We start from the raw sequence: 13,453 nt of genomic DNA on the forward strand, positions 1-13,453 counted from the left end.
ACCCCGTCGGAGCCCGGTGAATTCCGCCCCGGAAATGCATTCACACAGGGCGGAGGATTCACAGAGGGGGAATGGCCGATCGGAAAAGGACGTCGATAAGGTCGGGACGGTTCCGATCTTGAGGGGAATTTGAGCATTCCCACATCATGTGACGGGCATCACGTTATGCGGCGTGTATATCTGTACTAACCGGATACAACCCGGCTAAAAAGAGGACCGAACTTTCCGATATGAGACCTTGGTCGCGCACCAGGACGGACCCGAAAAACAAGTACGCGATAGCGGCCTCCGCATTTCGGTTGCCATCTCGACGGTGCACGGACAAGCTCAACCCTGCGTCCTGGAAGTCCAGTTGACGTAACCACGGGGGGAGTCCGATGAATGCCGCAGGTCACCGCGAGCACGGCTCCCGGGTTTTTACCATTCGAAGGGAATTCAACTTCGTGAGGAAATTCGCGAGTTCCGTCATCGCGGCCGTCGTCGTCGCCGGCGGCCTGGTGAGTGTGGCGGCCGCACCGGCCTCCGCCGCCTGCGCCCCGAGCCCGGGCACCGGCTACACCATCTACGACAAGCACACCGTTTATCCGGGGACCAACCTCGCCAGCACGTGGCTGTTCGACAAGGACGACCCCACCGTCAGCTACAACCAGTCCTCGACGGGCACCCTGAGCGCCAGCGGCACCGCTGGCGTGACGGCCGAGACGGGCGTGATCTTCGCGAAGGCCAGCGTGTCGTTCAGCGTGACCGTGGGCAAGACGTGGTCGCACACCGAGAGTTGGAACTACTCGCTGCACGCCAAGAACAAGGCGGGCAAGACGAAGGTCCGGATGCGTCTCTTCCACGAGGCCAAGAAGTTCAAGGTCCGTAAGTACACGTACTACTACGACGGCCACTGCAAGTTCCACAGCACGACCAAGTGGCGCAAGCAGTTCACCGCCCCGGTGAAGCGCGACAGCAACGACGTCTGGGGCCTGGAGTACAAGTAGGTCTCGATAACGACGGCCCGCCGGTTCAACCGGCGGGCCGCCTTTCGTGCGCGATCACACCGTCAAGGCTCCACCAGGCAACCTTCAGTGGTGTGGACCAATAACTGCCTTTTATGCCGTCAACTTGCCGTTTCCGCAGGCCACATGGGCTTTCATGCGCCGTTGACGGGCGCCGACCGCCGCTGATAGACACACTCTTCAACCCAGCCCGGCGTCACCAGCGCGAGGTCAGGACCATGAGCACTCAGGACCGGAACGGCACAGAGCACTCACGCCCGAGAAGACCACGACCCCGCATACACCGACTGGTGGCCGCAGCAGCGGGCGCCCTGGCGCTCACGGCGGCGCTCGCCACCCCCCTCAACCCGGCACCGCAGCAGGCCGAGGCCAAGGCGGCCGACAAGGTCCTCACCGTCGCCGTCGCACAGAGCGTGGACTCCTTGAGCCCGTTCCTGGCGGTCCGTCTGGTCAGCACGAGCATCGGCCGGCTGATGTACGACTACCTCACCAACTACGACCCCAAGGACAACCACATCGTCCCGGGTCTGGCCACCAAGTGGTCGTCGTCGGCGGACAAGCTGACCTGGACGTACACGATCCGCTCGAACTCGAAGTGGTCCGACGGCCAGCAGGCCACCGCCGACGACGCGGCGTGGACGTTCAACAAGATGATGACCGACCCGGGCGCCGCCACCGCCAACGGCAGCTTCGTCACCAACTTCGCGAAGGTCACCGCCCCGAGCCCCACCCAGCTGGTCATCAAGCTGAAGAAGCCGCAGGCGACGATGACCGCCCTCGACGTGCCGATCGTGCCCGAGCACATCTGGGCGAAGGCCGACGACCTCTCCAAGTTCAACAACGACAAGAGCTTCCCGATCGTCGGCAACGGCCCGTTCGTCCTCACCGGCTACAAGCCGGACAGCTACGTCCGCCTCAAGGCCAACAAGACCTTCTGGCGCGGGGCCCCGAAGTTCGACGAGGTGGTCTTCCGCTACTACAAGGACCAGGACGCGGCCGTCGCCGCCCTGCGCAAGGGCGAGGTCTCCTTCGTCGCCGGGTCCCCCTCCCTGACCCCCGCTCAGGCCGCCTCCCTCAAGGGCGAGCAGAACATCAAGGTCAACGACGCCCCCGGCCGCCGCTTCTACGCGCTGGCCACCAACCCCGGCGCCCAGGCCAAGGACGGCAAGCACTTCGGCGACGGCGACCCCTCCCTGCTCGACGAGAACGTGCGGCACGCCCTGTTCATGGCGGTCGACCGCACGACCCTCATCGACAAGGTGTTCCAAGGCCACGCCGTCGAGGGCCAGGGCTACATCCCGCCGCGCTTCTCCACGTACTTCTGGAAACCGTCGGCGAGCCAGGAACTCTCCTACGACCCGACGAAGGCGGCCCAACTCCTCGACCAGGCGGGCTACAAGAAGAACGGCGACGGCAAACGCGTCGGCAAGGACGGCAAGCCGATCACCTACCGCCTGCTGTGCCACGCCACCGACCCCAACGACAAGGCGGTCGGCCAGTACCTCCAGGAGTGGTGGGGCAAGCTCGGCATCGGCGTCACGCTCGACTGCCTCGACAACGTCACCGACCCCTGGCTCGCGGGCAAGTACGACCTCGCCTTCGACGGCTGGTCCGTCAACCCCGACCCGGACTTCGTCCTGTCCATCCACACCTGCGGGGCCCTGCCCGCGACCCCCAAGGACATCGGCGCGACCGACAACTTCATCTGTGACAAGACGTACGACAAGCTCTACGCCCAGCAGTTGGCCGAGTACGACCCGGCCAAGCGGGCGGACATCGTCAAGCAGATGGAGTCCCGGCTCTACGACCTCGGGTACATGAACGTCATGGCGTACCCGAACGCCGTCGAGGCCTACCGCACCGACCAGATCAAGTCCATCGAGACGATGCCCAGCGCCGCGGGCAACATCTACGGCCAGGACGGCTACTGGAGTTGGTGGTCCGCGGTACCGGCCGCCTCCGACGGATCGTCGTCCGGCGGGCTCTCGGGCGGGGCGATCGCCGGGATCGTCGTCGGGGGTGTGGTCGTCGTCGGTGCGCTGGTCCTGTTCGGGCTGCGACGCCGGGCGACCGCCGAGGACCGGGAGTAGCGGCGATGCGTCCATCCTCAACAGCGGTGTACGGGACGGCTGTTGATGGCAGCTGACGTCACATCGGCAGCACCGGTGGAGGAGACGGCCGGACCGGGAGCGGGCACCCGGACCGGCTACGTCCGCTACGTCGTCGGCAAACTGGCCGGTGCCGCCGTCTCGTTGCTCGCCGTGCTGGTCACCGGCTTCTTCCTGTTCCGGCTGATCCCCGGCGACCCGGTCAAGACGATGACCGGTGGCCGCCCGATTTCAGCCGGTCAACTGGCCGAGTACCGCCGGGAGTTCGGGCTCGACCTGCCGCTGTGGGAGCAGTTCACGGACTACTGCGGCAAGGCGCTCACCGGCGACCTCGGGACGTCGTACCAGTTCAAGGCGCCCGTCATCGACCGGATCACCGAGGCGCTGCCGAACACCCTGCTGCTCACCGGCACGGCCTTCGTGCTGTACACCGCGCTCGGCATGTTCCTCGGCACGCGCTCGGCATGGCGGCACGGCAGCCTCTCGGACCGGCTCAACACCGGTCTGGCGCTGACCCTTTACTCCGTCCCGTCGTTCTGGCTGGGCCTGCTGCTGATCATCGTGTTCTCGGTGGGCGTGGGCCCGATCCCCGGGCTCTTCCCGACCGGCGGCATGGAGTCGGGCGGCAAGGAGGGGATCGCGTACGTCCTGGATGTCGCCCACCATCTCGTGCTGCCGGTGGTCACGTTGGTGGCGGTCGAGTACGGGCAGACGCTGCTGGTCACCCGTTCCGCGCTGCTCGACGAGATGGGCAGCGACTATCTGACGACCGCGCGGGCCAAGGGACTTCGGGACGACCTGGTCCGGCGCAGGCACGCGGTACCGAACGCGCTGCTGCCCACCGTCACCCTCGTCTTCGTCAACCTCGGCCGTACGGTCGCGGGGGTGATCCTGGTGGAGACGGTCTTCTCCTGGCCCGGCCTGGGCGGCCTGTTCTACCAGGCCCTCAGCGTGCCCGATCTGCCCCTGGTCCAGGGCCTGTTCCTCTTCTTCGCGTCGGCGGTGATCGTCATGAACACACTGGCGGACCTGGTCTATCCGCTGCTCGACCCCCGGGTGGGCCGATGACCACTCCTCCCGTCGTACAGGCCGGCCCGCGCGCGCTCGCCCGGCAGCGCCGCCGCCGGTCCGCCGTACGGTTCTGGACCCGGTACCGCACCCACCGCGCCGGTCTCGTCGGCCTGGCCGCGCTCGGCCTGTTCGCGCTGATCGCGCTCACCGCGCCGCTCACGGTCGGCTCCGACGTGTCGAGCGTGACCGACGCGCCGGGCGGTCCGCTGGAGAGCCCGAGCGCCCAATTCCCGCTGGGTACCGACCAGTTCGGCCGCAACCTGCTGGGGCTCGTCGTCTGGGGATCGCGGGTCTCCCTGCTCGTCGGACTGCTCGCGGCGGTGCTGTCGGTGGCGATCGGCGCGGTGGTGGGGATTACCGCCGGGCACTTCCGGGGCGCGTACGGGACCGTGCTGATGCGGATCACCGACTGGTTCCTGGTGATGCCGACGCTGGTGCTGGCGATCGCGCTGGCCACCGTCATGTCCCGCTCGCTGGGGACGGTGATCCTGGCGATCGGCGTGACCACCTGGCCGACCACGGCCCGGCTGGTGCGGGCGCAGACACTGGCGGTGGAGTCACGGCCGTACATCGAACGCGCCCGGGCGCTCGGCGGCGGCCACTGGCACGTCATGTCCCGGCACGTGCTGCCCAACGTGATGCCCCTGATCCTGGCCCAGACGACCCTGATGGTCTCGACCTCCATCCTCACCGAGGCGACCCTCGCCTTCCTGGGGCTCGGGGATCCTACGGTGGTGTCGTGGGGCGGGCTGCTCCAGGACGCCCGGGAGGCGGGTGCGGTGAGTGCGGGCGACTGGTGGTATTTGATCCCGCCCGGCATCGCGATCGCGGTGGTCGCGCTGGCGTTCACGCTGTGCGGGCGCGCGGTGGAGTCGGTCCTCAACCCCCGGCTGGGGGTGGCGGGTTGACCCTCCTGGAGGTCCGGAACCTGCACGTGACGTACCCGGGCGGTGTCGACGCGGTACGGGGCGTCGACCTGTCCCTGACGGCTGGTCAGAAAGTGGGCGTGGCAGGCGAGTCGGGCTGCGGCAAGTCGACGCTCGCCCTCGCGCTGCTACGACTGCTGCCGCCGGGGACCCGAGTCGGCGGGGAGATCCTGCTGAACGGTGAGGACGTGCTGACGATGCGCTGGGGGCGGGTGCGGGCGGTCCGCTGGGCCGGTGCCTCGATCGTCTTCCAGGGCGCCATGCACTCCCTCAACCCCGTGCACCGCATCGGCGACCAGATCGCGGAACCGGTGCTGCTGCACCAGGGGGCGACGGCGGCACAGGCCCGCAAGCGGACCGGGGAACTCCTGGAACAGGCCGGGCTGCCGGCGTCCCGGGCGACCGCGTACCCGCACGAACTCTCCGGCGGCCAACGCCAACGCGTCATGATCGCCATGGCCCTGGCCTGCGCACCGCAACTGATCATCGCCGACGAGCCGACCACCGCGCTCGACGTGATGATCCAGGCCCAGATCCTGAACCTGCTCGAACGCCTCGTCACGGACCAGGACTTGGGCCTGCTCATGATCAGCCACGACCTGGCGGTCCTCGCGGACCTCTGCGACCGCCTGGTGGTCATGTACGCGGGCCGGGTGATCGAGGAGGGCCCCGCGCGCGAGGTCTACGCGAACGCCCTCCACCCGTACGCCAAGGCCCTGTCTGCCTCCTTCCCGCACATCGGCGACCCGACCTCCCGCTTCGCCCCCCGCGGCCTCCCCGGCGACCCGCCCGACCCCACGGAACTGCCCTCCGGCTGCGCCTTCCACCCGCGCTGCGCGGAGGCGTTGGATGCCTGCACGACGGACGACCAGCTGCTGCGGGAGGCCGGCCGGGGGCGGCGGGCGGCTTGTGTTCATGTGCGGGAGCTGACTGCCGATGTGCCGGAACGGGCCGTGGACACGGGGAGTACGCCATGACGACGACACCACCGGCGCCCCTCCTCAGCGCGCAGGGGCTGCACGTCGCCTTCCCCGCCCGGCACGGCGGTGCACCCGCCCGGGCCGTGGACGGTGTCGACCTCGACATCCGGCCGGGTGAGGTCGTGGCACTCGTCGGCGAATCCGGCTGCGGCAAGACGACACTGGCGCGTTCGCTGCTCGGTCTGGTGGCGCCGACGGAGGGGCGGGTGACGTTCGACGGAGAGCCCCTGCGGTACTCCTCCCGCGCTCTGAAGGCCTACCGCAGACGGGTCCAGCTCATCCTCCAGGACCCGAGCGGGTCGCTCAACCCACGGCACACGGTGTACGACGCGGTGGCTGAGGGGCTGCGGATCCACCGGGGCGCCGGTGACGAACGGGCGGCCGTGGCGCAGGCGTTGTCGCGGGCGGGGCTTCGGCCGCCCGAGCGGTTCTTCCTGCGGTATCCGCACGAACTGTCCGGTGGGCAGCGGCAGCGTGTCGTGATCGCCGGTGCGCTGGTCCTCGAACCCGAACTCCTCGTCGCCGACGAGCCGGTGGCCTCCCTGGACGCCTCCGTGCGCGGCGAGATCCTCGCCCTGCTGCTCCGGCTGCGCACCGAACTCGGCCTGGCCGCGCTGGTGGTGACCCATGACCTGGGGCTGGCGTGGAACATCGCCGACCGGGTCGCGGTGATGTACCTGGGCCGGATCGTGGAGACGGGGGACGCGGAGAAAGTACTGACGGCGCCCCAACATCCGTACACCCAGGCCCTGTTGTCGGTCCTGCCCGAGGCACCCGGCGACCCCGTCGTCCTCTCCGGCGAGCCCCCGGACCCGTCCCGCATCCCGACGGGCTGCCGGTTCCGGGCGCGCTGCCAGATCCTGGCGAGCGGCGAGGCGGAGCGGGCGGGTGTCGCGCATCGGTGCCGGACCGAGGACCTGGAGGTGCTGGGCGGCGGCGGGGAGGCGCAGGTGGCCTGTCATTGGGCGCGGGCGTTGGACCCCGCCGTGTGAGAACGCCGGTCCCTGTCACCGTCGCGGTCCGGAAACGCCGGTTCCCGGCACCGTGGGACGGTACCGGGAACCGGGGTGCAGCGGCGTGGCCGTAGGGGTCAGGCCGCGTGCACCACGTCCTTGACCTCGGCGAAGTGGCACGCCGACTCGTGGGCCGCCGGGGTGTCGGAGCCCTTGAAGCGCTCCGGGATCGCGAGCAGCGGCTCCTCCTGGGCGCACTTGTCCTGAGCCTTCCAGCACCGGGTGCGGAAGCGGCAGCCGGACGGCGGGTTGGCCGGGGAGGGCACGTCACCGGTGAGGATGATCCGGTCACGGCGCTCGCGGGCCTCCGGGTCCGGCACGGGGACCGCCGACAGCAGCGCCTGGGTGTAGGGGTGCGTCGGGTACTCGTAGATCTGCTCGTCGGTGCCGACCTCGGCCATCTTGCCGAGATACATCACGCCCACGCGGTCCGAGATGTGCCGGACGATGGACAGGTCGTGCGCGATGAAGATGTAGGAGAGGTTGAACTCGTCCTGCAGTCGCGCCATCAGGTTGATGACCTGTGCCTGCACCGACACGTCGAGCGCGGAGACCGGCTCGTCGCAGATGATGATCTCGGGGTTGAGCGCGAGGCCGCGGGCGATGCCGATGCGCTGGCGCTGACCGCCCGAGAACTGGTGCGGGTAGCGGTTGATGTACTCCGGGTTGAGGCCTACGACGTCCAGGAGGTCCTTCACCTTGCGGCGACGGTCTCCTTTCGGCGCCACCTCGGGGTGGATGTCGAAGGGCTCACCGATGATGTCGCCCACCGTCATACGGGGGTTGAGCGAGGTGTACGGGTCCTGGAAGATCATCTGGATGTTCCGGCGGACGGCCTTGAGGGCCCTTCCGGACAGCCGGGTGATGTCCTGGCCCTTGTAGAAGACCTCGCCAGCCGTCGCCGTCTCCAGGCTCATCAGGAGCTTGGCGACCGTCGACTTGCCGCAGCCGGACTCGCCCACGATGCCCAGGGTCTCGCCCTGGTGCAGGTCGAAGGAGATGCCGTCGACGGCTTTCACCGCGCCGATCTGGCGTTTTATCACGATCCCCTGGGTCAGCGGGAAGTGTTTGACGAGGTTGCGCACCTGGAGGATCGGCTCGCCCCGCTCGACGTTCGCGTCGAGGGCCGCGACGGCCTCCTCCTCCGAGTGCACCTCGGCCACCTCCACGTCGGAGACGTTTGGCGTCGCGTCCTTGGGCTCGTCGGCCTTGGTCGGGTCAGCCATGGATCGTCTCCTTCCAGAAGTGGCACGCGCTGGCGCGGCCGGGCAGTTCCGTTCCGTCCGCCTCGGTCACCGGGACCAGTGGCGGGAACTCCGTACGGCAGATGTCCTGCGCCTTGTCGCAGCGCGGGTTGAAGGCACAACCCGCCGGTACCTTCAGCAGGTTGGGCGGCAGGCCCTTGATCGCGTAGAGCTCCTGGCCCTTCTGGTCCAGGCGCGGGATGGAGTCCAGCAGACCCCGGGTGTAGGGGTGCGCGGGACGCTTGTACAGCTCGTGCACCGGCGCCGTCTCCACGATGCGGCCCGCGTACATCACCGCGATCTTGTCGGCGACGTCCGCGACCACTCCGAGGTCGTGGGTGATGAGGATGAGCCCCATCCGGTACTCGCGCTGCAACTCCGCGAGCAGGTCCATGACCTGGGCCTGGACAGTCACGTCGAGGGCCGTGGTGGGCTCGTCGGCGATGATCAGGTCCGGCTCCAGGGCCAGCGCCATGGCGATCATGATGCGCTGGCGCATACCGCCGGAGAACTGGTGCGGGTAGTCGTTCACCCGCGCCGCGGCGGCCGGGATCTTCACCCGGTCCATCAGCTCGATGGACTTGGCCTTGGCCGCCTTGCGGGACATGCCCTGGTGCACCCGGAACATCTCGCCGAGCTGGAACCCCACGCTGAGCACGGGGTTGAGCGAGGACAGCGCGTCCTGGAAGATCATCGCGATCCGGGCACCGCGCAGCTTGCGCCGCTCCTCGGCTCCCATGGTCAGCATGTCCTTGCCGTAGAAACGGATCTCCCCCTGCGGGATCCGGGCCGGCGGCATGTCGAGGATGCCCATGATCGCCTGCGCGGTCACGGACTTGCCGGAGCCGGACTCGCCGAGCACGGCGAGCGTCTCTCCGGAGTTCACGGTGTAGTTGACGCCGTTGACGGCCTTGACCACACCCTCGCGGGTCTGGAACTCGACGTGCAGATCGCGCACTTCGAGCAGGGGACCGGTGTTCTCGTGGTCGCCGGGGCGCTGGGCCGGAACGGCGTCCGTCGGGTCGATGATGGTCACGTACGCCTCCCTCAGCGCATCTTGGGATCGAAGGCGTCGCGAACCACGTCGCCGAGCATGATGAAGGCCAGGACCGTGATGCTCAGGGCACCGGCCGGGAACATCAGCGCGTGCGGCGAGGTCAGGAACCTGTCCTGGGCGTCACTGATCATCACGCCCCAGGAGATGTTGGGGTACTGGATGCCGATGCCCAGGTAGGACAGGGCGGCCTCGGCGCTGATGTACACACCGAGGTTCATGGTGGTGATGACGATGACGGGGGCGAGCGTGTTCGGCAGGATGTGCCGGAACGCTATTCGCCACGATCCCGCGCCCAGTGCCCGCGCGGCCGTCACATAGTCGTTGTACTTGTTCGCGATGACCTCGCCGCGCATGATCCGGTAGACCTGCGGCCAGCCGAGGATCGCCATGATGAACGACACCGACCACACGTCGCCGCCGCCCCAGATGGACATGATCAGCAGACCGCCGATGATGAGCGGCAGCCCCGCGAAGACTTCGGTGATGCGGGAGAGCAGCGCGTCGGCCCAGCCGCCGATCAGACCGGCCAGCATGCCCACCAGGCCGCCGATCAGCGTGGTGGCCGTGGTGGTCACGACACCGACGACGATCGAGTTGCGGGTGCCGTACACGGTTCGCGTGTAGATGTCGCAGCCCTGTACGTCGTAGCCGAACAGGTGCCCGGACGAAGGCCCGGTCATGGAGTTCTGCAGCTGGCAGAAGCCGTCGGAGAACGGGGAGCGCGCCGTGAACAGGCTTGGTGCGATCGCCAGCGCGAGCAGGACCAGGATGATCAACGAGGTCACGATGAACATGGGCCGCTTGCGCAGATCGGCCCACCCGTCCCTGAGCAGGCTCGCCTGTCGGGCCGCCGCCTTCTCCTCCGCCTCGATCTCCTTGGCGATGGCGGCCTCGTCGGTGGTGGGCCTTTCTATCGTCTTCTCACTCATAGCGGATCCTCGGGTCGAGCACGGCATACAGCAGGTCCACGAGGAGGTTGGCGACCAGGTAGATCAGTACCAGGAGGGTCACCAGACCGACCACGACGGGCCGCTCACGCAGATAGACGGACTGGGCCAACTGGCCGCCGATGCCGGGCATGTTGAACACGCGCTCGGTGATGATGGCGCCGCCCATGAGCGCGCCGAGGTCGAAGCCCAGGAAGGTGACGACCGGGATCAGGGAGTTGCGCATCGCGTGCACGCCGATGACCCGCCGCGTCGGAAGGCCCTTGGCGATCGCCGTACGGACGTAGTCGGCGCGGATCGACTCCATCATGCTCGCACGGACGAGTCGGGAGATGTACGCCATCGACGTCGAGGCGAGCACGACGGCCGGGAGGATGTAACTCTGCGGCCAGCCCTTCTCGATGCCGGCGACCGGGGTGATCTTGAGGTTCACTCCGAACTCCAGCTGGAGCACGTTGCCGAGCACGAAGACCGGGATCGAGATCAGCACCAGCGTCGAGATCAGCACGACGTTGTCGATGAACTTGCCCTTTTTCAGGGCGGAGAAGATGCCCGCGACGACGCCGATCACGGCTTCGATCGCGAAGGACGTCAGGCCCAGCTTCAGCGTGATCGGGAACCGCTCGGAGACGATTTCGGAGATGGCCCGCCCGTTGTAGGTCTCACCGAGGTCACCGGTGACGACCCCGGTGATGTAGTGCCAGTACTGCTGGTACAGCGGCTCGTTGAGGTGGTAGTGGTCGCGGAGGATCGCTGCGATGTTGGGGTCGGCGCGCTTGTCGCCGGCCAGTGCCTGGATCGGATCGCCGGGCAGAGCGAAGACCAGGCAGAAGATGATGAACGTGACGCCTATGACCACAGGGATCACCTGTAGGAGGCGGCGCGCGACGTATCGGCCCATGGGTGCTCCAGAGGGGGGTGCTCGACCCGACCGCGGCCGGGGGAAGGGCACGGTCGGACGGTAGACGGCAGCAGGAGTGAGCAGGGGAAGGCTATTCCTCCCCCTGCTCACCCCGTACTGCTGTGTCAGAACTGCTCAGAACCGGATCAGCTGAGCTTGACCGTGTCCCACAGGATCTGGTGACCGGCGATCTTCAGCGACTTGATCTTGTCGCTGAAGCCGGTGTTCAGGGTGTAGAAGTACACAGGGATGTACGGCATGTCCTTGAGGAGGACGTCGTCGGCAGCCTGGTACTTCTTGATGGCCTCTTCGTGCGTCGGGGCCTGGTCTCCCTGGACGAGGAACTTCTCGAAGTCCTCGTTCGTGTAGCCGGAGTAGTTGGAGCCGTTGGCGATGGCTTCCTTGGAGAAGATCGGGCGGAGGTAGTTCTCCATGTCCGGGTAGTCCATACTCCAGGCCATACGGAAGGCGCCCTGGTACTTCTTGGCGTCCAGGTCGTTCAGGATGGTCTGGAACTGCTCGAACGGCTTGGCCGTCACCTTGATACCGAGGGACTGCTGGATCTGGTTGGCGACAGCCTCGATCCACGCCTTGTGATCGCCGTCGGCGTTGTAGCCGATCTCCAGCGTGTTGCCCGGCAGCCCGCCGCTCTTCGTGTAGAGCTCCTTGGCCGCGCTCGGGTTGTACGTGCAGGCCTCACCACAGGCGCCCTTGCGGTAGCCGTCGATGATCGGGCTGATGTAGTCGTCCGCGGGCGTACGAGCGCCGAGGAAGATCTTCGACGAGATCGTCGCGCGGTCGATCGACATGGAGATGGCCTTGCGCAGGTCCGCGTTCTGGAAGGCCTTGTTGTACTTGATCGGGAAGCCGATGTAACCAACGCCGGAGTCGGCCGTGTCCATGTAGTGGCCCGGCAGGTCCTTGTGGTACGTCGGCAGACCCGAGTTGGGGATCGTCAGCAGGGTGTCGAGGTTGCCGGCGACGAGGTCCTTGTAGGCGGTGTCCAGGTTCGAGTAGACCTTGAAGTTGACACCCTTGACCTCGATCTTCGAGGCCTCCGGGGACTTGTCGTACTTCACGACACTGATCGACTCGTTGTGCTTGAACGTACCGCTCATCTTGAACGGGCCGTTGCCGATCGGGGCCTCGCCGAAGGCCTTCGGGTCCTTGAAGAACGCCGTGGGCAGCGGCACGAAGGCGGTGAAGGACAGCTGCGACGGGAACGCAGAGAACGCGCCGCTCAGGGTGACCTGGAGGGTGCTGTCGTCGACGACCTTCAGACCGGACATCTTGTCGGTCGTGGGCTTCTTGCCCTCGCCCGGGTTGAGGTCCGCGTAGCCCGCGATGTGGCTGAACAGCGGGTTGGTCTGCTGGGCGTTGGTCTGGTTCGCGCCGTAGTTCCACGCGTCGGCGAAGGACTGGGCGGTCACCTTCTCCCCGTTGTGGAAGGTGTAGCCAGACTTCAGCTTGATCGTCCAGACCTTGTTGTCCTTGGACTCGATCGACTCCGCCATGGCGTTGACGACCTTGTTGTCGGCGTCAAGCTTGGTCAGCCCCGTGAAGAGGGCGTTGATGACCTGGCCGCCCTCGGTCTCGTACGTGTTGGTCGGAACCAGGCTGTTCTGCGGTTCGCCGATCTCCACCGACACGACGCCGTTGCCCTTGCCGCCGCCAGAGCTGCTGTCGTCACCGCCGCCGCCACAGGCCGTTGCGCCCAGGGCCACAACCGCGGCTATCGCAACCCACTTGGCGCTCTTGGCACCACGCATGGGGGCTCCTCCTCATGAGTCCAATGGTTCATCACCTGGGAGAGCGCATGACACATCACCGTCACCGGTGCCTGAAAAGGTCAAGTGCTCCCCGCGCTCGATGAGTCGCCGCCAACAGCGAGTGACCCGTGATCCGAGCTCTACGCGCCTAACTATCTGCCATGGCGAGTGACCGAGCCACATTCACAAGGTCTCGGTTCGATCACACCTGACGCGTACATCTTCCAAAATCCGGACAAAGGGTTTGGTGAAAGATCCCTGCGAAACGGACTTGTTACACACCTATCGGGCCCGCATGTTCGTATACCGAACGCGAAGGGCATGAAAATTCACTTGCGGAATCGTGGCTCCTGCGCAGGGGTGCACGGCCGGCCATTTTCAGCCAACGGACCGCATCACAGGACCGTTCGCCGGTCCCTCACAGGTGACGGAC

At 67.1% G+C, this 13,453-nt stretch carries 11 protein-coding genes; 6 read left to right on the forward strand and 5 right to left on the reverse strand.

The window, feature by feature from the left end; genetic code table 11:
* Window positions 1-443: 443 nt before the first annotated feature.
* The 6 genes from SPR02S_RS18190 to SPR02S_RS18215 all read left to right on the forward strand — a co-directional run bounded on the left by SPR02S_RS18190 (window position 444) and on the right by SPR02S_RS18215 (window position 7,081).
* Window positions 444-986: a hypothetical protein gene (locus SPR02S_RS18190; RefSeq protein WP_019058419.1), complete on the forward strand. Its 543-nt coding sequence runs from the start codon at window positions 444-446 to the stop codon at window positions 984-986.
* A 236-nt stretch (window positions 987-1,222) separates the two neighbouring features.
* Window positions 1,223-3,094, forward strand: a complete 1,872-nt coding sequence (locus SPR02S_RS18195) for an ABC transporter substrate-binding protein (protein WP_026150660.1) — start codon at window positions 1,223-1,225, stop codon at window positions 3,092-3,094.
* 45 nt (window positions 3,095-3,139) lie between these two features.
* Complete coding sequence (locus tag SPR02S_RS18200) at window positions 3,140-4,180, forward strand: ABC transporter permease (protein WP_026150661.1); 1,041 nt, start codon at window positions 3,140-3,142, stop codon at window positions 4,178-4,180.
* Complete coding sequence (locus SPR02S_RS18205; protein ID WP_019058422.1) at window positions 4,177-5,091, forward strand: ABC transporter permease; 915 nt, start codon at window positions 4,177-4,179, stop codon at window positions 5,089-5,091. The genes SPR02S_RS18200 and SPR02S_RS18205 overlap by 4 nt, the downstream gene beginning before the upstream one ends.
* Entirely contained in the window at window positions 5,088-6,086 is a 999-nt protein-coding gene (locus SPR02S_RS18210) for an ABC transporter ATP-binding protein (protein WP_019058423.1), read from the forward strand. Before SPR02S_RS18205 ends, SPR02S_RS18210 begins: the two co-directional genes overlap by 4 nt.
* Window positions 6,083-7,081: an ABC transporter ATP-binding protein gene (locus SPR02S_RS18215; RefSeq protein WP_019058424.1), complete on the forward strand. Its 999-nt coding sequence runs from the start codon at window positions 6,083-6,085 to the stop codon at window positions 7,079-7,081. Before SPR02S_RS18210 ends, SPR02S_RS18215 begins: the two co-directional genes overlap by 4 nt.
* A 98-nt stretch (window positions 7,082-7,179) precedes the next feature.
* On the opposite strand, the gene SPR02S_RS18220 is transcribed toward SPR02S_RS18215, so the two are convergent.
* From SPR02S_RS18220 to SPR02S_RS18240, 5 genes are all read right to left on the reverse strand, one after another.
* Complete coding sequence (locus SPR02S_RS18220) at window positions 7,180-8,328, reverse strand: ABC transporter ATP-binding protein (RefSeq protein WP_019058425.1); 1,149 nt, start codon at window positions 8,326-8,328, stop codon at window positions 7,180-7,182.
* Window positions 8,321-9,382: an ABC transporter ATP-binding protein gene (locus SPR02S_RS18225; RefSeq protein ID WP_019058426.1), complete on the reverse strand. Its 1,062-nt coding sequence runs from the start codon at window positions 9,380-9,382 to the stop codon at window positions 8,321-8,323. Before SPR02S_RS18225 ends, SPR02S_RS18220 begins: the two co-directional genes overlap by 8 nt.
* An 11-nt stretch (window positions 9,383-9,393) precedes the next feature.
* Entirely contained in the window at window positions 9,394-10,332 is a 939-nt protein-coding gene (locus tag SPR02S_RS18230; RefSeq protein WP_019058427.1) for an ABC transporter permease, read from the reverse strand.
* Window positions 10,325-11,251, reverse strand: a complete 927-nt coding sequence (locus tag SPR02S_RS18235) for an ABC transporter permease (RefSeq protein WP_019058428.1) — start codon at window positions 11,249-11,251, stop codon at window positions 10,325-10,327. Before SPR02S_RS18235 ends, SPR02S_RS18230 begins: the two co-directional genes overlap by 8 nt.
* 146 nt (window positions 11,252-11,397) lie before the next feature.
* On the reverse strand, window positions 11,398-13,020 hold the full coding sequence (locus tag SPR02S_RS18240; protein WP_019058429.1) for a peptide ABC transporter substrate-binding protein: 1,623 nt from the start codon (window positions 13,018-13,020) through the stop codon (window positions 11,398-11,400).
* Window positions 13,021-13,453: the final 433 nt, after the last annotated feature.

This window comes from Streptomyces prunicolor NBRC 13075, assembly GCF_000367365.1.
GTDB classification, from domain to species: domain Bacteria; phylum Actinomycetota; class Actinomycetes; order Streptomycetales; family Streptomycetaceae; genus Streptomyces; species Streptomyces prunicolor.